This window comes from Mycobacterium sp. (assembly GCF_047975165.1).
Lineage (GTDB): Bacteria > Actinomycetota > Actinomycetes > Mycobacteriales > Mycobacteriaceae > Mycobacterium.
This window is the reverse complement of sequence record NZ_JBKECZ010000041.1, coordinates 19,862-41,632: the sequence shown is the minus strand read 5'-3', so window position 1 is coordinate 41,632 and position 21,771 is coordinate 19,862. Positions and strand designations below refer to the sequence as shown.

The 21,771-nt window shown below is 67.3% G+C and carries 24 protein-coding genes, 2 tRNA genes and 1 other RNA gene; 14 read left to right on the top strand and 13 right to left on the bottom strand.

Annotated features, from left to right (window positions below; genetic code table 11):
* On the bottom strand, positions 1 to 392 hold a 392-nt coding region (locus ACK5M9_RS04315; RefSeq protein ID WP_416891955.1), incomplete at its 3' end, for a YbaB/EbfC family nucleoid-associated protein.
* A gap of 98 nt (positions 393 to 490) precedes the next feature.
* Here ACK5M9_RS04315 and ACK5M9_RS04310 point away from each other — a divergent pair.
* The gene (locus tag ACK5M9_RS04310) at positions 491 to 1,261 is read left to right on the top strand and encodes an Rv3717 family N-acetylmuramoyl-L-alanine amidase (protein WP_416891954.1); all 771 of its coding nucleotides are present in this window, start codon (positions 491 to 493) and stop codon (positions 1,259 to 1,261) included.
* Here ACK5M9_RS04310 and ACK5M9_RS04305 read toward each other — a convergent pair.
* Positions 1,258 to 1,707, bottom strand: a complete 450-nt coding sequence (locus ACK5M9_RS04305) for an SRPBCC family protein (RefSeq protein ID WP_416891961.1) — start codon at positions 1,705 to 1,707, stop codon at positions 1,258 to 1,260. The two genes, ACK5M9_RS04310 and ACK5M9_RS04305, sit on opposite strands and share 4 nt — an antisense overlap.
* Before the next feature lie 295 nt (positions 1,708 to 2,002).
* On the opposite strand from ACK5M9_RS04305, the gene ACK5M9_RS04300 reads away from it, so the two are divergent.
* Positions 2,003 to 2,392 (top strand): TA system antitoxin ParD family protein, encoded by a 390-nt coding sequence (locus ACK5M9_RS04300; RefSeq protein ID WP_416891953.1) that lies wholly within the window; start codon positions 2,003 to 2,005, stop codon positions 2,390 to 2,392.
* 22 nt (positions 2,393 to 2,414) lie between these two features.
* On the top strand, positions 2,415 to 2,987 hold the full coding sequence (locus ACK5M9_RS04295) for a zeta toxin family protein (protein WP_416891952.1): 573 nt from the start codon (positions 2,415 to 2,417) through the stop codon (positions 2,985 to 2,987).
* 158 nt (positions 2,988 to 3,145) lie between these two features.
* Here ACK5M9_RS04295 and ACK5M9_RS04290 read toward each other — a convergent pair whose 3' ends face one another.
* The 3 genes from ACK5M9_RS04290 to ffs form a co-directional block, all read right to left on the bottom strand.
* The gene (locus ACK5M9_RS04290; RefSeq protein ID WP_416891951.1) at positions 3,146 to 4,981 is read right to left on the bottom strand and encodes a DNA polymerase III subunits gamma/tau; all 1,836 of its coding nucleotides are present in this window, start codon (positions 4,979 to 4,981) and stop codon (positions 3,146 to 3,148) included.
* A 246-nt stretch (positions 4,982 to 5,227) separates the two neighbouring features.
* Positions 5,228 to 6,511, bottom strand: a complete 1,284-nt coding sequence (locus tag ACK5M9_RS04285; RefSeq protein WP_416891950.1) for an aminotransferase class I/II-fold pyridoxal phosphate-dependent enzyme — start codon at positions 6,509 to 6,511, stop codon at positions 5,228 to 5,230.
* A gap of 44 nt (positions 6,512 to 6,555) precedes the next feature.
* An RNA gene (gene ffs / locus ACK5M9_RS04280) (signal recognition particle sRNA small type) lies at positions 6,556 to 6,652 on the bottom strand.
* Positions 6,653 to 6,741: 89 nt separating this feature from the next.
* Here ffs and ACK5M9_RS04275 point away from each other — a divergent pair.
* Positions 6,742 to 6,830: transfer RNA gene (locus ACK5M9_RS04275), tRNA-Ser, on the top strand.
* A gap of 81 nt (positions 6,831 to 6,911) precedes the next feature.
* The gene (locus ACK5M9_RS04270) at positions 6,912 to 7,901 is read left to right on the top strand and encodes a hypothetical protein (protein ID WP_416891949.1); all 990 of its coding nucleotides are present in this window, start codon (positions 6,912 to 6,914) and stop codon (positions 7,899 to 7,901) included.
* 133 nt (positions 7,902 to 8,034) lie between these two features.
* Here ACK5M9_RS04270 and ACK5M9_RS04265 read toward each other — a convergent pair whose 3' ends face one another.
* Positions 8,035 to 8,178, bottom strand: coding sequence for a hypothetical protein (locus tag ACK5M9_RS04265; protein WP_416891948.1), 144 nt, complete (start codon positions 8,176 to 8,178; stop codon positions 8,035 to 8,037).
* Between the two features lie 166 nt (positions 8,179 to 8,344).
* Between ACK5M9_RS04265 and ACK5M9_RS04260 the strand changes: the two genes are divergently transcribed.
* The 3 genes from ACK5M9_RS04260 (at position 8,345) to ACK5M9_RS04250 (ending at position 11,745) form a co-directional block, all read left to right on the top strand.
* Positions 8,345 to 9,322 (top strand): SDR family NAD(P)-dependent oxidoreductase, encoded by a 978-nt coding sequence (locus ACK5M9_RS04260; RefSeq protein WP_416891947.1) that lies wholly within the window; start codon positions 8,345 to 8,347, stop codon positions 9,320 to 9,322.
* Between the two features lie 72 nt (positions 9,323 to 9,394).
* On the top strand, positions 9,395 to 11,290 hold the full coding sequence (locus tag ACK5M9_RS04255; protein ID WP_416891960.1) for an alkyl/aryl-sulfatase: 1,896 nt from the start codon (positions 9,395 to 9,397) through the stop codon (positions 11,288 to 11,290).
* A 29-nt stretch (positions 11,291 to 11,319) separates the two neighbouring features.
* A complete protein-coding gene (locus ACK5M9_RS04250; RefSeq protein WP_416891946.1) occupies positions 11,320 to 11,745 on the top strand; it encodes a hypothetical protein in 426 nt (141 codons plus the stop codon).
* 59 nt (positions 11,746 to 11,804) lie between these two features.
* Here ACK5M9_RS04250 and ACK5M9_RS04245 read toward each other — a convergent pair whose 3' ends face one another.
* The gene (locus tag ACK5M9_RS04245; RefSeq protein ID WP_416891945.1) at positions 11,805 to 13,319 is read right to left on the bottom strand and encodes a carboxylesterase/lipase family protein; all 1,515 of its coding nucleotides are present in this window, start codon (positions 13,317 to 13,319) and stop codon (positions 11,805 to 11,807) included.
* A 137-nt stretch (positions 13,320 to 13,456) separates the two neighbouring features.
* Between ACK5M9_RS04245 and ACK5M9_RS04240 the strand changes: the two genes are divergently transcribed.
* From ACK5M9_RS04240 to ACK5M9_RS04230, 3 genes are all read left to right on the top strand, one after another.
* Entirely contained in the window at positions 13,457 to 13,861 is a 405-nt protein-coding gene (locus tag ACK5M9_RS04240) for a hypothetical protein (RefSeq protein WP_416891944.1), read from the top strand.
* A 160-nt stretch (positions 13,862 to 14,021) separates the two neighbouring features.
* Positions 14,022 to 14,381: a hypothetical protein gene (locus ACK5M9_RS04235; RefSeq protein WP_416891943.1), complete on the top strand. Its 360-nt coding sequence runs from the start codon at positions 14,022 to 14,024 to the stop codon at positions 14,379 to 14,381.
* Positions 14,382 to 14,489: 108 nt separating this feature from the next.
* Complete coding sequence (locus ACK5M9_RS04230; protein ID WP_416891942.1) at positions 14,490 to 15,623, top strand: 1,4-beta-xylanase; 1,134 nt, start codon at positions 14,490 to 14,492, stop codon at positions 15,621 to 15,623.
* 103 nt (positions 15,624 to 15,726) lie between these two features.
* Here ACK5M9_RS04230 and ACK5M9_RS04225 read toward each other — a convergent pair.
* The 3 genes from ACK5M9_RS04225 to ACK5M9_RS04215 form a co-directional block, all read right to left on the bottom strand.
* A tRNA-Ser gene (locus tag ACK5M9_RS04225) sits at positions 15,727 to 15,817 on the bottom strand.
* Positions 15,818 to 15,846: 29 nt separating this feature from the next.
* Positions 15,847 to 16,305: a nucleoside deaminase gene (locus ACK5M9_RS04220; RefSeq protein WP_416891959.1), complete on the bottom strand. Its 459-nt coding sequence runs from the start codon at positions 16,303 to 16,305 to the stop codon at positions 15,847 to 15,849.
* A 20-nt stretch (positions 16,306 to 16,325) separates the two neighbouring features.
* Positions 16,326 to 16,847, bottom strand: a complete 522-nt coding sequence (locus tag ACK5M9_RS04215) for a tRNA adenosine deaminase-associated protein (protein WP_416891941.1) — start codon at positions 16,845 to 16,847, stop codon at positions 16,326 to 16,328.
* A 93-nt stretch (positions 16,848 to 16,940) separates the two neighbouring features.
* Between ACK5M9_RS04215 and ACK5M9_RS04210 the strand changes: the two genes are divergently transcribed.
* A complete protein-coding gene (locus ACK5M9_RS04210; protein ID WP_416891940.1) occupies positions 16,941 to 17,912 on the top strand; it encodes a prephenate dehydrogenase in 972 nt (323 codons plus the stop codon).
* Here ACK5M9_RS04210 and ACK5M9_RS04205 read toward each other — a convergent pair.
* Entirely contained in the window at positions 17,875 to 18,429 is a 555-nt protein-coding gene (locus ACK5M9_RS04205; RefSeq protein WP_416891958.1) for a putative glycolipid-binding domain-containing protein, read from the bottom strand. The two genes, ACK5M9_RS04210 and ACK5M9_RS04205, sit on opposite strands and share 38 nt — an antisense overlap.
* A 232-nt stretch (positions 18,430 to 18,661) precedes the next feature.
* Between ACK5M9_RS04205 and ACK5M9_RS04200 the strand changes: the two genes are divergently transcribed.
* Positions 18,662 to 19,045, top strand: coding sequence for a LapA family protein (locus ACK5M9_RS04200; RefSeq protein ID WP_416891939.1), 384 nt, complete (start codon positions 18,662 to 18,664; stop codon positions 19,043 to 19,045).
* A 3-nt stretch (positions 19,046 to 19,048) separates the two neighbouring features.
* Here ACK5M9_RS04200 and ACK5M9_RS04195 read toward each other — a convergent pair whose 3' ends face one another.
* Together ACK5M9_RS04195 and ACK5M9_RS04190 are read right to left on the bottom strand one after the other, a co-directional pair.
* The gene (locus tag ACK5M9_RS04195; protein ID WP_416891938.1) at positions 19,049 to 20,098 is read right to left on the bottom strand and encodes a phosphotransferase family protein; all 1,050 of its coding nucleotides are present in this window, start codon (positions 20,096 to 20,098) and stop codon (positions 19,049 to 19,051) included.
* Between the two features lie 120 nt (positions 20,099 to 20,218).
* The gene (locus ACK5M9_RS04190; protein WP_416891937.1) at positions 20,219 to 20,827 is read right to left on the bottom strand and encodes a histidine phosphatase family protein; all 609 of its coding nucleotides are present in this window, start codon (positions 20,825 to 20,827) and stop codon (positions 20,219 to 20,221) included.
* Positions 20,828 to 20,981: 154 nt separating this feature from the next.
* On the opposite strand from ACK5M9_RS04190, the gene ACK5M9_RS04185 reads away from it, so the two are divergent.
* The gene (locus ACK5M9_RS04185) at positions 20,982 to 21,746 is read left to right on the top strand and encodes an SDR family NAD(P)-dependent oxidoreductase (protein ID WP_416891936.1); all 765 of its coding nucleotides are present in this window, start codon (positions 20,982 to 20,984) and stop codon (positions 21,744 to 21,746) included.
* The last annotated feature ends 25 nt before the right edge of the window (positions 21,747 to 21,771 follow it).

Below are 21,771 nucleotides of genomic sequence, written 5' to 3'. Positions count from 1 at the left end.
GCGGGCGGAGCGGGAGGCGCCGGCGGAGCGCCCGGGCCTGCCGGCGGGGCGCCGGGGGCTGCCGACGGAGCACCGGGGGGTGCGGGCGGACGCATACCGCCGGCCAGTGCGCCCAGCCGCTCCTGCGCCATCCGGGTGACCTGTTTGGACGCGTCGCTCATCGCACCGACGATCAGGTCCTGCAGGGTTTCGATGTCGTCGCTATTGACCACCTTGGGGTCGATCGACACCCCGATGAGTTCGCCGCTGCCCTTGACCACCACCTTGACCAGGCCACCGCCGGCCTGACCGTGCACCTCGGAGTTCGCGAGCTGCTGCTGGGCTTCGAGTAGTTTCTGCTGCATCTGCTGTGCCTGAGCCAGCAGCTGCGACATGTCTCCTCCGGGTTGCATGACAATCGCCTCGCATCTTGGTCTCGACTTGATTTCGCCTACGGGTGTCGGGTCATTCAGAGCATTCAGCGTAGCCCGCAGCGCGCTACCTTGGCCGAGTGGACGTACGTGCAAGGCTTCGTGTCGGGATCGCAATCCTGATCGGGGGGATCGCCGGGGTGTTGGCCGGTCCGCCTCCGATGACACCCCCCGCCACCGCCGCACCGGCCGGCATCGCCGGCATGATCGTATTCATCGACCCCGGTCACAACGGCGCCAACGATGCGTCGATCAGCCGTCAGGTGCCCACCGGCCGAGGCGGTACCAAGGACTGCCAGACCAGCGGCACGGCGTCGGACAGCGGATACCCCGAGCACACCTTCACCTGGGATACAGCCCTGCGGTTGCGCGCCGCCCTCAACGCCTTGGGTGTGCGAACGGCCATGTCCCGGGGCAACGACAACGCACTCGGCCCCTGCATCGACGAACGCGCCGCGGTGTCGAACTCGCTGCACCCCAACGCCATAGTGAGCCTGCACGGCGACGGCGGCCCGGCCTCCGGGCGGGGATTCCACGTCAACTACTCGGCGCCGCCGCTCAACGCGGCCCAGTCGGGTCCCTCGGTGCAGTTCGCCCGGGTCATGCGCGATCAGTTGCAGGCGTCGGGGATACCTCCGGCCAACTACATCGGCCAGGGTGGCCTGTACGGGCGTGCTGATCTGGCCGGCCTGAACCTGGCGCAGTACCCGTCGATCCTGGTCGAGCTCGGCAACATGAAGAACCCTGCGGACTCGGCACTGATGGAATCGCCGGCGGGGCGTCAGAAGTACGCCGACGCGCTGGTTCGCGGTGTCGCGAGCTATCTGGCCACCCAGGCGCAGGCGCGCTAGCTCGCCGACCCGCCTTCGAGCGACTGCTTCAGGTTGGCGAGCACCTCGCCCTGGATCTTCTTCAGCCCCAAGGGTGCGAACGTCTTCTCGAAAACCCCTTTGACCCCGCCGGCACCGGTCCAGGTGGTCGTCATGGTGACGCTGGCGCCCGGGCCGGCCGGCGCCACCGTCCAATTGATCACCATCGAGGAGTTCGCGTCCTTTTCGATCACGGTATGGCCGGCTACATCCACATCGACCTGGACATTGCGCACCCGCGACTCGGTCGCCTGCAATCGCCACTTGGCGACCGTGCCCTTCCCCCGACCACCCTTGACCACCTCGTACTCGCTGTACTGCGGGGAAAGAATTGCCGGACGGACGTTCCGGTAGTCGGCCACCGCGTCGAGCACCGCCCCGGGCTCGGCCTCGACCAATACCGTGCTGACCGCCCTCACCTGTCCCATCAGGCGCCACTCCTCTGCTGTGATGACCATGCCGCGGGCCAGGATCTCGATCCGCCGCACGCTCTGTTGTCTGCGACCACGATATATGCGGCGTCTGTCAGTGATCGCCGGCTGGCCTTCGACGGCGGAGCCCCGCGGTGGGACCCAGGGCCGGTACTCGCCGCCGGCTCGCGGATCATCCATACCCTTTGGCTGACCCGAGGATGCGGTAGTGGCCGAGAGGAAGTGCGTCACCGCACACATTTGTAGCAATCCGCTACACGCAATACCATTCTGCTACAGGAGGTGCAGAACTATGAAGAAGGCCACCGATCGCGTCACCAGGGTAGCCGCCGATTTGGTGGACAGTGCCGCCGCCGAGGGGGCCCGGCAGAGCCGGTCGGCCAAGCAGCAGCTCGACCATTGGCTGCGGGTGGGCCGGGCGGTGTCGAGCCATCAGACCGCCTCGGGTCGGCGCGTCGAGGCCGCGCTGGCCGGCCTTCTGGACACCAACGAGCTGTCCACAGACGAGGGGCTCGTCTTCAACGCAGAGGTTGCGGCCGCGCTCCAAGAGACCCTGGCCGCCACCCACTACGGTGATCTGCTGGCAACGCAGGGCATCACAACAGTGGCACTCAACGACGACGGCGAGATCGTGGAGTACCGGCCCGACGGCACCACCGCGGTCGTCGACCTCAACCGATGATCAATGCCGCCACCGAGCGCCGGTGAATCGACTCGACGTCGTCGCAGGCCCGAACGGCGCCGGAAAGTCGACCTTCATCGCGGTCACGCTCGCGCCGCTGTTGCCGCGCAGCGTAGTGGTCAACGCCGATGAAATCGCACGGCAACGATGGCCGGACGATCCCACCGCGCACTCCTACGATGCCGCACGGACCGCTGCGGATACCCGCGCCAAGCTGATCGTGACCGGCCGCGCATTCATCGCCGAGACCGTCTTCTCCCATCCGTCGAAGCTCGACCTGGTCCGCTCAGCAGGTAATGCGGGCTACGTCGTCGCTCTGCACGTGATGCTGATCCCCGAGAACCTCGCCGTCGAACGCGTGCGGCAGCACGTTCTGCACGGGGGCCACCACGTCCCCAAAGATAAGATCCGTGCACGGCACCGTCGAATGTGGCCAATTCTGGCTGAAGCGATCGAGTTGGCCGACATCGCTACCGTCTACGACAACTCACGGCTCGACGGCCCGCGAATCATCGCGCAGCTGACGGCGGGGGTGATCATCGGCGAACCGGCGTGGCCGGCGTGGGCGCCCGGGGAATTTCAGCACCGCTGGTGACTGCCGGGAGGATCCCCCGTCTGCGACGCACGGGCCGCACCCTGACCTGCCCTGGCGCCCCCCGGGTGCCCGTCCCCCGCCTACCCGTTTAGCCCAAGGCCCGACCTGGACCAGGCGGCCGCCGTCGGGCCCGTCCCCCGCCTGCCCGTTGAGCCCGGTCAGCCGTTGTCGATGCGGCGGGCGCCCAACTCGTTCTGCAGCAACTCCAGGGCGGCCTCTTCCGGATCTCGGCGCGACTCTCCTGATGCGCCGCGGCCGGCTTCGGCAAGCATGCTTTCCTCCTCATCGCGCCAAGTCGCCTCACCGGGCTCGGGCGCCGGCTCGGCCGCCCCCGACGGCGCGGCTGGAGTGTCGGCCGGCGCCACTGAGCCGGTCTGACAGCGCACCCGCCAGTCGACGCCCAGCGCGTCCCTGAGCGCTTCGGCGATGACATCGGCGTTGCGCTGTTCGGACAGCCGCCGGGCCAGCGGGGCGGCTTCGTGGGTCAGCACCAGGGTGTTGTCTTCGACCGCGTGGACCGTTGCGCCCGACAGCATCACCGCGGTGGTGCGGCTGCGCTCGCGGACCTTGTCGCACACCGTCGGCCACATGCTTCGAATGGCCGTCGCGTTGAGCTCGCCCGTTGCCGGGGCCGAAGCTAAGGCCGGCGCTGGGGCTGGGGCTGGGGCTGGGGCGCTGACGGACGGCTGTGCAGGTGTTTCCTTCGGCCCGCGCTCGGGCACATTTCTCGCCGCAGCCGATTCTCGGCGAGAAGAAGGCTGCCCGACCGAGGATTCCCCGGAACGGCGAGCCGCCGAAGCCGGCGCCGTTGACTGCTCGCCGTCGGGTTCGGGCAGCGACATGGCCAGCCGGGTCTCGATGCGTTCCACCCGCTGCAGTAGCGCCGACTCGGCGTCGGCCGCCGACGGCAGCAGCAGTCGTGCGCACACCACTTCCAGCAGCAGCCGGGGCGCGGTAGCGCCGCGCATCTCACCGAGGCCGGCCTGAACCACTTCGGCGTACCGGGTCAAAGCCCCCCGTCCGATGCGGGCAGCCTGTTCGCGCATCCGGTCCAGCACGTCCTCCGGGGCGTCCACCACGCCGCGAGAGATGGCGTCGGGGACCGCTTGCACAAGGATGAGATCGCGGAATCGCTCCAGCAGATCGCTCGCGAAGCGGCGAGGGTCGTGGCCGGCGTCGATCACCGCTTCGACGGCCCCGAACAGCGCCGCGGCATCCCCTGCTCCGAGTGCGTCGACCGCGTCGTCGATCAAGGCGACGTCGGTGGCGCCCAGCAATCCCAACGCGCGCTGGTAGGTGATGTGTTGCCCGTCGGAACCGGCCAACAGCTGGTCCAGCACCGACAGGGTGTCCCGCGGCGAGCCACCCCCGGCCCTGATGACCAGCGGGTACACCACCTCGTCGACGACGACGCCCTCCTGCTCGCAGATCCGGCTCACCAGGGATCGCATCGTGCGGGGCGGCAGCAGCCGGAACGGATAGTGATGGGTGCGCGAGCGGATCGTCGACAGCACTTTCTCCGGTTCGGTGGTGGCGAAGATGAAGATCAGGTGCTCGGGCGGTTCCTCGACGATCTTGAGCAGCGCATTGAAACCCGCCGTGGTCACCATGTGCGCCTCGTCGACGATGAACACCCGGTACCGCGACTGCGCCGGAGCGTAGAAGGCGCGGTCTCGTAGCTCCCTGGTGTCGTCGACACCGCCGTGGCTGGCGGCGTCCAGCTCAATCACGTCGATGCTGCCGCCCGCGTTGGGCGCCAATGCCTGACACGACTCGCACACTCCGCAGGGGGTGGGCGTGGGGCCTTGCGCACAGTTGAGCGAGCGCGCCAGGATGCGCGCCGACGATGTCTTTCCGCAGCCCCGCGGCCCCGAGAACAGGTACGCGTGGTTGACCCGGCCCGCCGTCAGCGCGACAGACAACGGCTCGGTGACGTGCTCCTGCCCCACCACCTCGGCAAAGTTTGCCGGCCGGTACTTGCGGTAGAGGGCCACGATGAGCAGGCTACCCAGCCGACTGGCACTGACGCCCGTCGGTTGCCGGGCAAATCGCCCGTTGCCACTGCGCCAGTGGGGCGATCTCCCCCACCGACTCTGCACTCATGGCGCAGTCCACTCGCACTTTCGCGCCCTCGGCGCAGAGTCAACGTCACCGCCCAGCCCCCCGGGCGTTCACTCTGCACTCACGGCGCAGTCCACTCGCACTTTCGCGCCCTCGACGCAGAGTCAACGCAGAAACCCTTACACCAGCAGCGACTCGGTCGCAGCCAGCAGCGCACACGTCGCCAGCCCGTCGACCGCATCGCGCAGGTCGGGTATCGACGGGAACGATGGCGCGATCCGGATGTTGGTGTCGTCGGGGTCTTTTCGGTAGGGGAATGACGCGCCCGCCTCGGTGACTGCGATACCGGCATCCTTGGCCAGGGCCACGGTCCGGCGCGCGGTGCCGGCCATGACGTCGAGGCTGACGAAGTAGCCGCCTTTAGGATCGGTCCACGAGGCGATCCCCGATGCGCCCAACCGCTGCTGGAGGATCTCGGCGACCAGGGCGAACTTGGGCGCCAGGATCTGCTGGTGCCGCTGCATATGCAGGCGCACCCCGTCGGCGTCACCGAAGAAGCGCAGGTGCCGCAACTGATTCACCTTGTCCGGCCCGATCGACTTCTTCCCCGCGTACTGCAGGTACCACGCGATGTTGCCGAGTGAACCGCCGAAGAAGCTCACGCCCGCACCGGCGAAGGTGATCTTGGACGTGGAGGCAAAGATGAGCGGCCTGTTGGCGTTACCGGTTTTGGTGGCCAGCCCGAGCACGTCGACCGGACGGACGAAGTCGTGCGTCAGGGTGTGGACCGCGTAGGCGTTGTCCCAGAACAACCGGAAGTCGGCGGCAGCGGTCGGCATCTGGACGAGGCGTCGGACGTTTTCCCAGGAATAGGTGACGCCGGTGGGATTGCCGAACACCGGTACCGTCCACATCCCCTTGATCGCCGGGTCTGCCGCGACCAATTCTTCGATCAGGTCGACATCGGGACCATCGTCGAGCATCGGGACCGGGATCATCTCGATGCCCATCGTCTCGGTGATGGCGAAGTGCCGGTCGTAGCCGGGAACGGGACACAGGAATTTGACGGCCGCCTCCTTGATCCACGGCCGTGGCGAATCCACCCCGCCGTGCAGCATCGAGAAAGCGACGACATCATGCATGAATTCCAGGCTGGCATTGTTGCCGGCGATCAGGTTCTGCACCGGCAGACCCAGCAACTCGGCGAAAATCGCGCGCAGCCCGGGCAGGCCGTGCAGCCCGCCGTAGTTGCGGGTGTCGGTGCCCTCCGGGTCTCTGAAACCGTCTGAGGACTGGTCGCCTGGCAGGCCAAGCAGCGAGTTGGACAGGTCGAGTTGTTCGGGGGACGGTTTTCCGCGGGTGAGGTCCAGGGACAGCTTCTTGGCTTTCAGCGCCGCGTACTCCTGCTGGTGTCGCGCGTGCACCGCCGACAACTCTTCGGCGCCAAGGGACTCGAACGACACTATGCTGCCCTTTCGCCGGCAAAACCCTGGGTAAACGGCATTCCAGAAAGGGGACCCCGCGCACCCGACAGAGCCTGTTGACCCTTGCTGCCTTCCGGCCCTGGGGGAGTTCACAGGATGGACGCCGCGCGGGGTCCATCGGCGAGTGTAATACCCGGGGTCAGCGATTCGGCGACGACGTTGGCCGGTCCAGGGGACAACCTGGCCGAGGAAGCCGCTACCATGACCACGGAGGATTCGCCTAGTGGCCTATGGCGCTCGCCTGGAACGCGGGTTGGGTTAACAGCCCTCGCGGGTTCAAATCCCGCATCCTCCGCCACCGAGAATTACCGGACGGCGAGGGACCGAGTCGCCACTCGGTAGCACCGGACGTCCGCACTGAACCACTTGAAGGAGGGGCATGGGGCGCAAAGTCGCCACGCTTTGGCACGCGTCGTTCTCGATCGGCGCCGGTGTCCTCTTTTTCTTTTTCGTCCTACCCCGCTGGCCCGAACTGGTCGGCGACACCTCGCATGCGCTGGGAACCACGCTGCGGATCGTGACCGGTGTGCTGATCGGCCTCGCCGCGCTGCCGGTGTCGTTCACCCTGGTGCACAGCCGAAAGCCGGAATTCGGTACTCCGCAGCTGGCACTGACGATCAGGACCTGGTCGATCGTGGCGCAGGCGCTGGCAGCGGTACTGATCATCGGCGCCGCGATCAGCGAGATCTGGTTCAGCCTGGACGATGCGGGCCCGTGGCTGTTCGCGATCTACGGAGCCGCCGCTGCGATCGCGTTGATCGGATTCGTCGCGTTCCACCTGTCGTTCGTCGCCGAACTTCCACCGCCACCGCCGAAACCGATCAAGCCGAAAAAGGTCAAGAAGCGCGGTATTCGGGGGAGGAAGCGGGGCAGGCGCGCCGACGACGCTGACGACACCGAGGACGCCGACGACGCTGAGGACGCCGACGACACCGACGACGCTGACGAGACCGACGACGCTGACAAGACCGCAGACGCCGACGACACCGACGACACCGACGACACCGACGACGCTGACAAGACCGCAGACGCTGACGAGACCGACGACGCTGACAAGACCGACGACGCTGACAAGACCGCAGACGCTGACAAGACCGCAGACGCCGACGACTCCGACGAGACCGATGATTCTGAAGACTCCGACGAGACCGAGACCGAGACCGAGACGGCTGCGGAGGCGGTTGACGACGAGGCTGCGGCGGAGGTCTCCGACGACACCGCAGAAGCCGTCGGCGCCACCAGCGAAGGCGAATCGGCCGACGCCGACGCGCGGTCCCGGCTACGAAACCGCCGCCCGACCGGCAAGACGTCACATCGCCGCAGGAGGACCCGCCGGGGAGCGGACGTCGAAGATGAGCCGCGGCCCTGACCGGCGAAGGACCATGCGACCAGCGGCGATTCCGTCAGTGGCGGGGCTGCCGAGGTCAAGGTCGACGGAAGCGACCTGTCCGGCCTCGACCCAGCCTCGGTAATCTGCGGCTGACGCCGCCAACCATCGGGTTCTAGTCCGGGTCGTCGTCCGGATCGGGAGTGGGCGGCGGTAAGGGCGGGGAGTTCTTCAGCCAATCCCGCAGCCGGAACAGGCCGTTGATCACGATCCCGAGCCCCAGCAGAACTAGGGCCACCACGATTGCTGCGGTGCTCACGTTTCCATCGTGACCCATAGCGGTCCGTCGGCGCCATCGGGCCGGTCCGGCCTCGGCCGCAATGAGGGATCGTGGCCGATTTCGAGTGTGCAACAACCTCCGCCCGCCGACCTCCGCCCGCCGACCCACCGACTCGCGGGCGAACCCGTGGCGGCACAATGCCAGCATGCATGTTCTGGTCACCGGCGGCACCGGATTCGTCGGAGGATGGACCGCCAAGGCGATTGCCGACGCGGGACATTCCGTGCGGTTCCTGGTACGAAAACCCGAACGTCTGCAGAGCTCGGTGGCCGCCCTCGGAGTCGACACATCGGATTTCGTCGTCGGTGACATCAAGGACCGCGACTCGGTGCGCGAGGCACTGACCGGCTGCGACGCCGTCGTACACAGCGCCGCACTGGTGGCCACCGACCCTCGCCAGACCGCACAAATGCTCGCCACCAATATGGAGGGGGCACGAAACGTCCTGGGGCAGGCGGTCGGCATGGGCCTCGATCCGGTTGTGCACGTATCCAGCTTCACCGCGCTGTTCCACCCCAACCTGGCAACGTTGACCGCCGACCTGCCGGTAGTAGGCGGATCCGACGGCTATGGAACGTCCAAGGCGCAGGTCGAGCTCTATGCGCGCGGCCTGCAGGACGCGGGCGCGCCGGTGAACATCACCTATCCCGGCATGGTCCTGGGCCCGCCCGTCGGCAACCAGTTCGGCGAAGCGGGCGAGGGCGTCAAGGCGGCGCTGCAGATTCACACGATTCCGGGGCGCAGCGCGGCATGGATGGTGATCGACGTCCGCGACGTGGCCGCGATGCACGCGGCGCTGCTGGAGCCCGGGCACGGACCGCGCCGATACATGGCGGGCGGGCATCGGATTCCGGTGGCGGACCTGGCGAAGATACTCGGCGAGGTCGCCGGCACACCGATGGTCGCGGTCCCGGTCCCCGATTCGGTCCTGCGTGCCGCAGGCACGATGCTGGACGTCGTGGGCCCGTATCTACCCTTCGACAATCCGTTCACCGCGGCGGGTATGCAGTATTACACCCAGATGCCCGAATCTGACGATGCGCCGGCCACGCGGGAACTCGGTATCAGCTTCCGCGATGCCCGCACCACCATCGCCGACACGGTGGCGGCGCTGCACTCCTAGCTCCGCGAAGGCCGAGCCGTACCCCGCGACTCGCGGGACTGCGCCCCGGTAGACCACGGTAATAATGTAGGCATACCGCAATCAGACCCGGCCTCCGTCGCCGCATCACCACACATCGCCTCGGCGCACGCCGAGAGTCTGGCAGCACTTCCCTTCTCCGACACCCAGGACTTCACCGACGCGGACCGCGGTTTCATCGCGAAGTTGTCCCCGTGTGTGGTGACTACCGCCGACGGTCGCGTGGTGTGGGACAACGATTCCTATTCCTTCCTCGACGGCGATGCACCGACGACGGTGCATCCCAGCCTGTGGCGCCAGTCGAAGTTGTGTGCCAAGCAGGGCCTGTACGAGGTGGTCGAGGGTATCTACCAGGTGCGCGGCCTGGACCTGTCCAATATCAGCTTCATCGAAGGTGAAACCGGCATCATCGTCATCGACCCACTGGTGTGCACCGAAACCGCTGCGGCAGCGTTGGCGCTCTACCGCGTCCACCGCGGTGACCGGCCGGTGGTCGCGGTCATCTACACCCACAGCCACGTCGACCACTTCGGCGGCGTGTTCGGGGTGACCACCCAGGCTGACGTCGACGCAGGCAAGGTCGCGGTGCTGGCGCCGGAGGGTTTCGTCGAACACGCGGTTCAGGAGAACGTCTACGCCGGCACCGCAATGACCCGCCGGGCCGCCTACATGTACGGGGCCGCCCTTCCCCGCGGTCCGCTCGGTCAGGTCGGGTGCGGTCTGGGGCAGTCACCGTCCACCGGCGAAGTCGGATTGATCGTGCCGACGATCGACATCGCCACCACCGGCGAGACCCACACCATCGACGGAGTCGACATCGAATTCCAGATGGCACCCGGCACCGAAGCGCCGGCCGAAATGCACTTCTATTTCCCGAAGTTCCGGGCGTTGTGCATGGCCGAGAACGCCACCCATAACCTGCACAATCTGCTGACCCTGCGCGGCGCGCTGGTGCGCGACCCCCACGCGTGGTCGGGATATCTCACCGAGGCCATCGACGCATTCGCCGATCGGACAGACGTCGTGTTCGCCTCGCACCACTGGCCCACCTGGGGGCACGAGGCCATCGTGGCGTTCCTGTCGCTGCAACGGGACCTGTACGCCTACCTGCACGACCAGACCCTGCGTCTGCTCAACCAGGGCTACACCGGCATCGAGATCGCCGAAAACTTCCAGATGCCACCGGCTCTGGAGAAAGCCTGGCACACCCACGGCTACTACGGGTCGGTCAGCCACAACGTCAAGGCGATCTACCAGCGTTACATGGGCTGGTTCGACGGCAACCCCGCCCGGTTGTGGCAACACCCACCGGAAGCGATCGGCCCGCGCTACGTCGAGGCCATGGGCGGCGCCGACCGCACCGTCGAACTGGCGCAGAAGGCCTACGACGGTGGTGACTATCGCTGGGCGGCAACACTTCTGGACCATGTGATATTCACCGATGAGAACCACGGCCCGGCACGCAGGCTCTACGTGGATACCCTTTCGCAGATGGCCTACGGATCGGAGAACGCCCCCTGGCGCAACTTCTTCCTCTCCGGCGCCACCGAGTTGGCCTCGGGCAATATGGGGACACCCACCGAGGCCGCCTCCTCGACCGCGCTGCTCGCCCAGCTCACCCCAGAACAGATGTTCGACATCCTGGCCATCAGCGTCAACGGGCCGACGGCGTGGAATCTTTCGCTGGCCCTTGACGTTTCGTTCGTCGACCTCGGCGTCAACTACCGGCTGACGCTGGCCAACGGGGTGCTCGTCTACCGCAGGGCCGCAGCCGACGCATCCACCGCCGACGCCACCATCGAGCTCGACACCAAGCTCAGGCTGATCGCACTGGCAGCCGGGGACCACAGTTCGCCCGGCCTGGAAATCAGCGGCGACCCGCAAGCGCTGCAGTCGCTCGTCGGCGTGCTCGACAAGCCCGACCCGAACTTCTCCATCGTGACTCCGTAACCGTCGGCAACCATCGCTATGCTGTGGCGATGCACATTGCCGCCTTGCTCGTGGCAGCTTCCGCCAGGATCGAGAACTCGGCGATCGACGCCACCCGGCTGCCCACGACCAGCTTCACGGTCCACCAGCTGCCCGCATGGCTGACCATTCCCCTCGTCCTCGTCCTGCACGCGCCGGCCCGCGAAGACTACGACCCGGAACTGTTCATCGTCTGCAAGGACTCCGCCGAGGCCATCCGCGGCACCACCCGGCTGACCTGGCAGTGGCCCGAGCAAGGTGGCCGGCCCTCCAAATACCGGTGCTTCACCCCGGAGCTTTCGTTCGCCGTCGAAAGCACCGGGGAACACAACATCGGGGTGTACCGAGACGCCGACGCCACCCGGCCGGTCGACGCACCGGTGCCACTGCAGATCGACTTCGCGGTGGCCCGTCGGGGCCGCAACAACGGAAACTAGGCCCTTGGACGCCGACGATCTGCGTCGGCAATCCCGACCGTTGTCGCAGCAGCCCGCTCCTATTGAGCCGCTGAGGATCTTGCCTCGCGCTGCGGCCCACGGTAATGCCGCCAGGCCTCCCCGGTGGCGCTGTAGAGGCCGGGCACCAGGGGCGACTCCGGGTAGTCGATGACCTGGGTTACCCGGTCAGCGCCGTAGGACGGCCAGCCTGGCGCCCCCGTTTGGGCGAATTCGAACCAATGGCGCTGCACCCAATCGCTGGTGGCGCGGTAGCCCCGGCGGCCGCCTACCGCAAAGGCGGTAAGGGCCGGTGAGTCGCCACCGAAGGCCATCGGCACGTCGGTGGCGTGGATCGCCCCCATCCCGATCAGGCGCAGCACTGGCGCTGCGTAGTCGAACCGGTACACATACGTCGCAGCGTATCGGGCATGACCTTCTGCCGCCGCCAGCATCGGCCGGACGAAGAAGCAATCGGTGGTCAGACGGGTTAGGGCAGCGGCGGCCGGATACCGCGGGTAGTGCGCGAGCACCCTCGTCCGAGCCTGGGGATCGGTCGCGGCAAACATGCGCTCCACCCGCTCCGGTGTTGTCGGGAACAGATCGACGAACCGCCGGACCGGGCGCCAGCCCGCGTGACCCATTTCGTCGCGCATCGAGCCGACAACCAGCGGAACCCGATGTGCACGGCCGGCTTCGATCGCGGCGATCGGGTCCTCGGGCAACAGGTCACCGTCGATCACCGGGGCCAGCGCCATCCGGCACGGGACTTCGCGCGCGGTCCGCAACATCACCGAGATCGCAGCCTTGGTGATTGCCTGAGCCGGCACAGTGCGCAGCCTGCCGGCGGCATTCTCGCCGTCCAGACCCAGCGCGTCGACGACTCGGCGGGCCGTTTCGGCGGCCTGCTCCGGCGTCCGCACCGCATCGGCGATCGGACTCTGGGCAATCGCCCGATGAAACAGACCCTTCGCCGCGGGCACTGCCATATGCGTCAGAATCGCACTGGCACCGGCGGACTGACCCCATAACGTGATCGCACCCGGGTCTCCGCCGAACGCAGCGATGTTGCGTCGCACCCATGCCAGCGCGGCAAGCTGATCGCGTAGGCCCACATTGGTTTCGAAATCCGGTGCGTATTGCGAGAAATCGACGAACCCCAACCCGCCCAGCCGGTAGTTGATCGTGACCAGTACGAGCCCGAAGCGGCGCACCAGCGGCTCGGGGTCGTGCACCGGCAACGCCGCGCTGCCCTCGAAAAAGCCGCCTCCGTGGATGAACACGAGCACCGGCCGGGGCGGCCCCCCTTCGGCTGGTGCGCAGACGTTGAGGGTCAGGCAATCCTCATCTTGCACTTGGCGTTTGACGATGCCCAACGGCGAACTGAACACGTGCGAATGCGCGGCATTGCCGAACCGGGTCGCATCACGCACACCGGTCCACGGCACGACCGCCTGCGGCGCGCGAAAACGCAGCGGTCCCGTCGGCGGGGCCGCGTAGGGGATCGAACGCCACACCACGACACCGCGATGGCGCCGACCTCGAATCACGCCCGACTCGACGCCAACGTCGCTCACCGATTGACCTCCCTGCCGAGCAGTGTGCCGGAAACCTCGCCGGTCGGCGAACCCAACCCTGTGCCGTCCGACGGCCCCGGGTGAGTATTTCCGTCGCGATGTCCCCACCATGAGATCGGTCGGGTAGGTTCAGCGGCGTGATCCTCACCGGTGCATTCCTTGCCGAACAGGCGACGGTTGTCGAAAACACGCTCAGCGTTTCCGGCGGCGTCCTGTCCAGATTCGGACTTGGGCCGGATCGCGCCGCAAGGTTTGTACTCGTGGTGCTCACCCAGGAGGATCCGGGCAGCACCGACCGGCAGATCAAGGTCGAGATGCGCCCACCCAACGACGACGAACCGTTCGACACCGAATTCGAGGTGCCCGAGACGGCGGTGACCGACCTCCCCGGGTTTGCCTTCTTCGAACTGCAGGTCAAACTGCCCGCGGACGGCCGCTGGCTGCTCGTGGTGACCAGCGACTCGGGTTCGATCTCACTGCCGGTGCTGGTGAGCGAGATGCCGCAGCAGGGTCCACCGCCCACGCCGTCGTTCGGCATCTGACAAGCGACGATAGTGGCTCGGAATCGGATACGTTCTGCGGTGACCTTCGCGGCATGGGCGGAGACGCCATCGAAAACCAGCGCGCAGCACTGCCACGACTCGATGAGGTCCGTGTCACCGGCCGCCACCGCTACCGGCAAGCAGCGATAGGTTCGGCCGGGTGTTGGTCGGTGCCTTCCTGGCCGAGTCCGCCCGAGCCGTGGACAACAAGCTAAACGTGAGCGGTGGCGTACTGCTGCGGTACGCCGTCGATGAAGATCGGCGTGCCGAATTCCTACTGGTAATACTTACCCAAGCGGAGACCGGCGATCCGGACCGTCGAGTCGAGGTCGAAATCGTACCGCCGACCGACGACGATCCACTGACCCTCGACTTCGATTTGCCGGAGGCGGCCACCAGTGCCGAACTCGGATTCGCCATGTTCCCCATCGACGTCAAACTCCCGGTGAACGGACGCTGGGTGCTGGTGGTCACCGGCGGTGCGGGAGTTGTCTCGCTGCCGCTGATCGTGCGCGGGTGAGCCGCGGTCGTCGCTGCGCGTGACGGTGCGATAACGATTTTCACCCTCGCGGGTTGCGAACCAGTTCGTGCCGGCCCACAGGCCGCCGCCGGACAGTACGGTCGCTGCGTGCATCGCCGCGCCGCTCTGAAGCTGCCCCTGGCGTTGGCGGCCGGCGCAGCACTTTCCCGTGCGCCGCGCGCCGCCGCGGAGCCCGGCCGGTGGCTGCCCGACCGGGCACACACCTGGTACCGGGCCCACGGATGGCTCGTCGGCGCCAACTACACCACGTCGAACGCCGTCAACCAGCTGGAAATGTTCCAGGCCGGCACCTACGACCCCCACCGAATCGACAGGGAGCTGGCCGCGGCCCGGTTCTACGGCCTCAACACGGTACGGGTCTTCCTGCACGACCAACTGTGGGCACAGGACCGTCGGGGTTTCCAGACCCGGCTGGCACAGTTCGTCGGCATTGCGTCGCGCCACCGCATCAAGCCGCTGTTCGTCCTGTTCGACTCCTGCTGGGATCCATTCCCGCGAATCGGTCCCCAACATGCACCCCGGCCGGGGGTGCACAACTCCGGGTGGGTCCAGGGCCCGGGCGCCGAGCGGCTCGACGACCGCCGCTACATCGGGACGCTGCGCGAATACCTCACCGGGGTCCTGAGCCAATTCCGCACCGACGACCGCGTCCTGGGTTGGGACCTGTGGAACGAACCCGACAACCCCGCGCGGGAGTATCGCGCGGTCGAACGCACGGACAAGATCGAGCGGGTCGCCGAGCTTCTCCCCCAGGTATTTCAATGGGCGCGTGCGGTCGATCCGGTTCAACCGTTGACAAGCGGCGTGTGGCAAGGCAAATGGGGGGATCCCGGTGAGCGCAGCGCTATCGCCGGCATTCAGCTGGCCAATTCGGACGTGGTCACGTTCCACAGCTACGCTCCGCCGGCTCAATTCGGGGACCGGATCGACGAGCTCGCGCCCCTGGGACGTCCGATCATCTGCACCGAATACCTGGCGCGCTCCCTGGGCAGCACGGTGTCAGGGGTGTTACCGATCGCCAAGCGGCGCAACGTCGGTGCGATCAACTGGGGATTGGTGGCCGGCAAGACCCAGACCTACCTGCCGTGGAGCTCCTGGGACCACCCCGCGACCAGCCTCCCCAAACCGTGGTTCTCCGACCTGCTGCAACCCACCGGGCAGCCGTTCGACAACGCGGAGATGCAGACGATCCGTCAGCTGGCCACCGGGCGGGTTTCGTGAGCGTAACGCTGGTGCGATTCCCGGAGGACTTTCCCGCACTGGCGTTACGCTCGCGGGCCAGGGGCCAGGGGCCGGGGGCCGGGGGCCAGGGGCCGGGTTGGGTTGGCGGTGGCGGAGGGATTTGAACCCTCGGACGGGGGTTACCCGTCACACGCTTTCGAGGCGTGCTCCTTAGGCCGCTCGGACACGCCACCGAGCGGTACCTTACCGAACCACCGTCCTCTCACCCCAATCGCCGGCCCGCGAAAAACTCCTCCAGCAGCGCGGCACACTCCGCGGCCAGAACCCCGCCGCGTACCTCGGGACGATGATTGAGCCGACGATCCCGAACCGCGTCCCACAGTGAGCCCACCGCGCCGGTCTTGGGCTCCCAGGCTCCGAACACCAGGCGGGCCACCCTGGCCTGAACCAGAGCGCCCGCGCACATGGTGCAGGGCTCGGCGGTCACCGCCAGCGTGGCACCCTCCAGGCGCCACCCGTCGCCCAGCACACCGGCCGCTGCCCGAAGCGCCAGAATCTCGGCGTGCGCGGTGGGATCGCCGAGAGCCTCGCGGGCGTTGGCCGCGCGGGCCAGTTCGGTTCCGTCGGCCGCCATCACCACCGCACCGATCGGCACGTCCCGGGGTCCGGCATCACCGGCCGCCACCAGCGCAGCCCGGATCAGCTCCTCATCGCTTGCGATCGAGGAGCCGGGACCGTAAATCACCGGCCTAGGCCGTCTAGCACCACCGACAGCTGATCGGCAAAGCCCATCTCGCCCGCGATTCGGCCCAACTGCTCGTCGGCATACAGGTCCGATTCGTCGAGGATCACGCTCAGCACCGCTTCGGGCAGGCCGATGTCGGACAACAGACTCAGATCTCCTTCGTCGAACGGATCGACATCCTCAAGGTCCTCGGGGTCGATATCGGCATCGAGGGCGTCCAATACCTCGGCGGCGATGTCGTAGTCCAGTGCTGCGGTGGCATCGGAAAGCAACAACCGGGTCCCCGACGGCGCCGGCCGGACGATGACGAAGAACTCGTCGTCGATGTCCAGGAGTCCGAAGACGGCGCCGGCACTGCGCAACTCCCGCAGCTCGGTTTCGGCGGCGGCCAAACTGGTCAGCACCCTGACCCCCATCGCCGTACAGCACCATTGGCCGTCCTCGCGCACCACCGCGACGCCGAAGCCCTCCGGCGCATCTGCGGACGGGCCCGATGCCGAAGCACGCTGTGCTCCCATGGGCGCCTACGCTAGTCCCTGACCAGGCCTCTGGCCAGATGAAATCAAGCCTGGAAGACCCGCGGCCCGAGTGGATATGCCAACCTTGAACCCGTGAGCAACAGTGACCGCCGGCCCCCGGTATGCGTGCTCGGACTCGGACTGATCGGCGGGTCGATTCTGCGCGCCGCCGCCGGGGCCGGCCGCGAGGTGTTCGGCTACAACCGCTCCCGTGACGGCGCTGCCGGCGCGCGCGCCGCCGGGTTCGACGCCACCACCGACCTCAAGGCGGCACTGAATCGCGCCGCCGCCGCCGATGCGCTGGTCGTGCTGGCCGTACCGATGCCGGCGTTGGGCCGGATACTCTCGCACATCGCCGATTTCGCACCCGAATGTCCGCTGACCGACGTCACCAGCGTGAAAACCGCGGTATTGGAAGCGGTCACGGGCGCGGGTCTGCTCACCCGCTTCGTGGGCGGCCACCCGATGACCGGCACCGCGGAATCGGGATGGGCAGCCGGGTACGCCGGGTTGTTCAACCGCGCACCCTGGGTGGTGAGCGTCGACGACTACGTCGACCCCGGCGTCTGGTCGATGGTGGCGACGCTGGCGCTGGACTGCGGAGCTCACGTGGTTCCGGCGAAGTCCGACGACCACGACGCCGCCGCCGCCGCGATTTCCCATTTGCCGCACCTGCTCGCCGAGGCGCTGGCCATCACCGCCTCCGAGGTCCCCCTGGCCTTTGCACTCGCCGCCGGATCATTCCGGGACGCAACGCGGGTCGCCGGCACAGCTCCCGACCTGGTGCGCGCGATGTGCGAGGCCAACACCAGCCACCTGGTGCCCGCCACCAACCGGATCATCGAGCTACTCGGCCACGCCGGAGAGGCGCTGGCCCGCCACTCCTCGGTAGCCGACCTCGCCGACGAGGGCCACGCGGCCCACACCCGCTACGAGAGCTTTCCCCGCTTCGACATCACCGGGGTCGTCATCGGCGCAGACCACTGGCGTCAACAACTGGCCACCGCCGGACGTGCCGGCGGCGTGCTCAGATCCGCACTGCCAAGCCTGGATACGTCACGATGAAGCCGTCGGTATCGACGGCCACCGTGGTTTCGGCCATCGGCGAACTCAGCCTGATGCCGTCGGGCCTGCCATCACCGGCGTAGCGCACAGTGGCCACGTCAACGGTCATCGCCGGCACATTCACGTAGACCATCGGAACGGCAACGGTTTCCGCCCGCTCGTGAATACCCAACCGCCGAATGGGCAGCGCGTTGAAGAACGGGCTGTACGCCAAGTCGACATCGAGGGCACCGTCGTACCCGGCGCGGCGTTCGCCCTGATGGTCGGTGACCAACCACATGTTCTCCTCGTCGCGGGCGATCGCCAGCTGGTGTTCACGCTCGGCGAGGGTGACCGTCAAACCGAATCGCCTGGTCGCACCGGACTCGTCGGTCTGCAATTCATAGAACGCGCCGAACGCCGGGCTGGTCGGGGTGGCTGCGGCGACGATGCGGCCGTTGGCCCTGATTCGCTTGCCGGATAACTGTATTCGTACCGATTCCATCCGCGATACGTCCTGTGCACGCCAGGTCATCATCTGCGGCCAAACATTCGGACCCGGTTGCCGAGGGGCTGCGTTCACACTTCTACGGTAAATCGTCTCCCGGAATTGCGGCGCATATGGCACTTACCGTCATGTCGTACCGCCCGCCCGCGCCACCGGGGAACGCAATCGTCGCACGGCAGCGACTCCCCTCAACTCGCACATCCCGCAGATTTTCCCGCGCGGTTCGGTTTCATTCCGGGCGGGATGGGACAAAGATGTAGCCATGAGCAGCAACCCTTCCGGCTCGCCGTCGCCCGGGCCCTCGTCCTCGCCACCGCCGTCGAAGAATCCGTCGGCATCGCCCCCACCGGCGACACGATCCGGTCCGAAGGCCGAAAACAAGGCGTCCAAGTTCACCCGGGCCGGGGCCCTGTGGCTGTCGTTGATGCTGGGATTCCTGATCCTGACCGTGCTGCTGATATTCGTCGCACAGAACGTCGAGCCCGCGACATTCGACCTCTTCGGCTGGCACTGGACGCTACCGAAGGGAATCGCACTGCTGCTGGCCGCAATCGGCGGCGGCCTGCTGACCTTCACGGTCGGTACAGCACGCATCGTTCAGCTGCGCCGCGCAGCCAAGAAGAACCTCGCTGCCGCGCTGAAATAGCCGTCAGCTCAGCTTGGCGATCTGGGCCAACCCCCGGGAGATCAACGGCGCCACCACGTCAGGTGCGTCGTCGGATCCGTCCAGGTTGCCCGCCGCCTGCTCTGCCATGCGCCGGCGGAAATCGATACCCGCGGCGATAATCGCGAGTTTGAAATACGCCAGCGCCATGTAGAACTCCCAGGCCCCCAGCGACTGCCCGGAAACCAGGGAATACCGGTCGGCCAGCTCGTCGGCCGTCGGCAGCAGCGGCGATGTCCACGCGGCCTGGGTGTCGATGATCAGGTCCAGCGCGGGGTCACGGTAGACGCACATCAGGGCGGCGTCGCTGATCGGGTCCCCCAGCGTCGACAATTCCCAGTCCACGACCGCGCGCACTCTGGTCGGGTCGTCGAGGTCGAGAATGGTGTTGTCGATCCGGTAGTCGCCGTGCACGATCGACGTGCGGCTCTGCCGCGGCATGGACTGCTGCAAGGCCGAATGCAGACGCGCAACATCGCCGTCCCGCCGGTCGTCGGGCAGCCGGACCAATTCCCACTGCGAACCCCACCGGCGGATCTGGCGCTCCAGGTAGCCCTCGGGTTTGCCGAAATCGCCCAGCCCGACCGAGCCCGGGTCGATGCCGTGCAGATCGACCAGCACCCGGATCAGCGCATCGACGCAGCCATCGATGGTGCTCCTGCCCAGCGATTCCAGCTGAGCCCGCCGCCGCACCACCTGGCCCGCAACGAATCCGACGACCTGAAACGGCGCACCCAGCACGCCGTCGTCGTCGCACAGGGCGATCGCATCTGCCACCGGAACCGACGTGCCCCGCAGCGCCGCGACCACCCTGAACTCGCGGCCCATGTCATGCGCCGACGGAGTCAACCCATGCAGCGGCGGACGCCGGACCAGCCAGCTCGTCGCGTCGTCATAGACCCGAAACGTCAGATTCGAGCGGCCACCGGAGATGAGTTCGCCCCGCAACTCCCCATCGCGGGCAATACCGAGCGAACGCAGATACCCGTCGAGTGCGGCCAGGTCCAAGCCCTCAAGTCGGTCCACCGAAGTCACCGCACTTGTTTACCATCGCCGGGCCGAAGGCCCACCCAGGGCATGCCCACGTCGGCTCGCCCCTGCTCACGTCCCTACCCGGCGCACATCGCCGGCGCAGCGGCCAGATCGCTGCTCTGCTCACCCGCGCAAATTCCGGGGCAGCAGATCCCACACATGCTCGGTGCCGTTCACCGCGGTCACCGTCCCCTGGCCGGCCCGGGAGAACAACAGCCTGGTCACCGAGGCGTAGTCGATGGGAAACGACAGCAACCGCGCGGTCCCCAGCAGCTCGTGCAGTATCACGTTGATCACCCCGCCGTGGCTGAATACCGCAATGGTGGCTTCCGGGTCGGTGGCCGCAACCAGATCATCGACTGCCGCGCGAACCCGCGCACGGAAGGCCTTTTCGTCAACGGTGCTCGGCAGCTGCCCTGAAGACATGCGCGCCCACTCCTCGGGGAATTCGGTGCGAATCTGTTCGACGGGGATGTAGTGGGTCATGTCGCGGTCGTACTCGGCCAGCCGGTCGTCGATTTCGACGGCCAGGTCGCGAATCTCGGCAACCGGACCGGCAGTTTGGACCGCGCGCCGCTGCGGACTGCTCACCACCCGCGAGACGGGAAACCTGGACAGCGCCGGAGGCAGCCGTGCCGCCTGCTGCAATCCGGTGTCCGACAGCTCCGGGTCCGCTCCCTCCCCGGGTTCGCTGCGCAGCGGCAGGGCATGCCTGACCAGAAGCAATTGCATGCCGACCAGCCTCGCACAGAAATCCGCGGGTCTTCCCCACGCATCGCCAGTGCTAATCTCCACCCGGAGCCCCGCGATGCGGACGGGAGGGTGCTGCGCATGCCGGACCCGAAGACAAGCGCAGCCCGCGGTACGCCGGAGAGTGCCCGCTGAAATGGGTTACGCCGACCAGCTTTTCGACCTCACCGACCGGGTGGTCCTGGTCACCGGAGGCAGCCGCGGACTGGGGCGCGAAATCGCCTTCGGTGCCGCCCGCTGCGGCGCGGACGTGGTGATAGCCAGCCGCAACCTCGACAACTGTGTGGCCGTGGCCCGGGAAATCGAATCGGAAACCGGCCGCAGCGCCCTGCCCTATCGGGTCCACGTGGGCCGTTGGGACCAGCTCGGCGGACTGGTCGATGCCACCTACGACGCCTTCGGGAAGATCGACACGCTGGTCAACAATGCCGGCATGTCACCGCTGTACGACAAACTCTCCGAGGTCACCGAGAAGCTGTACGACTCGGTGATGAACGTGAATCTCAAAGGCCCCTTTCGGCTTTCGTCGCTGGTCGGCGAGCGGATGGCGGCGTCCGGCGGCGGCTCCATCATCAACGTGAGCTCATCCGGCTCGCTGCGGCCCAGCCCCGACATCGTTCCCTACGCGGCGGCCAAGGCGGGACTCAACGCCCTGACCGAAGGGCTGGCCCGGGCGTTCGGGCCGAACGTGCGGGTCAACACGCTGATGGCCGGCCCGTTTCTCACCGACGTCAGCAAGGCCTGGGACCTCGACGAACACGGGGCCGACATGTTCGGGAACCTGTCGCTGAAACGCGCCGCAGAGCCCTCGGAGATCGTCGGCGCCGCGCTGTTTCTGGCCTCCGACGCATCCAGCTTCACCACCGGCTCCATCCTGCGGGCCGACGGCGGCATCCCCTAACCGACGACGATCCCCTAACCGACGA

What these genes read in the sequence shown, in the direction of transcription:
- ACK5M9_RS04305 (WP_416891961.1), bottom strand. Translation starts at nt 1,707, where the DNA reads ATGGGACAGGTGAGGGCGGTCAGCACGGTATTGGTCGAGGCCGAGCCC.
- ACK5M9_RS04300 (WP_416891953.1), top strand. Translation starts at nt 2,003, where the DNA reads ATGAAGAAGGCCACCGATCGCGTCACCAGGGTAGCCGCCGATTTGGTG.
- ACK5M9_RS04270 (WP_416891949.1), top strand. Translation starts at nt 6,912, where the DNA reads ATGGGGCGCAAAGTCGCCACGCTTTGGCACGCGTCGTTCTCGATCGGC.
- ACK5M9_RS04260 (WP_416891947.1), top strand. Translation starts at nt 8,345, where the DNA reads ATGCATGTTCTGGTCACCGGCGGCACCGGATTCGTCGGAGGATGGACC.
- ACK5M9_RS04250 (WP_416891946.1), top strand. Translation starts at nt 11,320, where the DNA reads ATGCACATTGCCGCCTTGCTCGTGGCAGCTTCCGCCAGGATCGAGAAC.
- ACK5M9_RS04215 (WP_416891941.1), bottom strand. Translation starts at nt 16,847, where the DNA reads ATGGGAGCACAGCGTGCTTCGGCATCGGGCCCGTCCGCAGATGCGCCG.
- ACK5M9_RS04205 (WP_416891958.1), bottom strand. Translation starts at nt 18,429, where the DNA reads ATGATGACCTGGCGTGCACAGGACGTATCGCGGATGGAATCGGTACGA.
- ACK5M9_RS04200 (WP_416891939.1), top strand. Translation starts at nt 18,662, where the DNA reads ATGAGCAGCAACCCTTCCGGCTCGCCGTCGCCCGGGCCCTCGTCCTCG.
- ACK5M9_RS04190 (WP_416891937.1), bottom strand. Translation starts at nt 20,827, where the DNA reads ATGCAATTGCTTCTGGTCAGGCATGCCCTGCCGCTGCGCAGCGAACCC.
- ACK5M9_RS04185 (WP_416891936.1), top strand. Translation starts at nt 20,982, where the DNA reads ATGGGTTACGCCGACCAGCTTTTCGACCTCACCGACCGGGTGGTCCTG.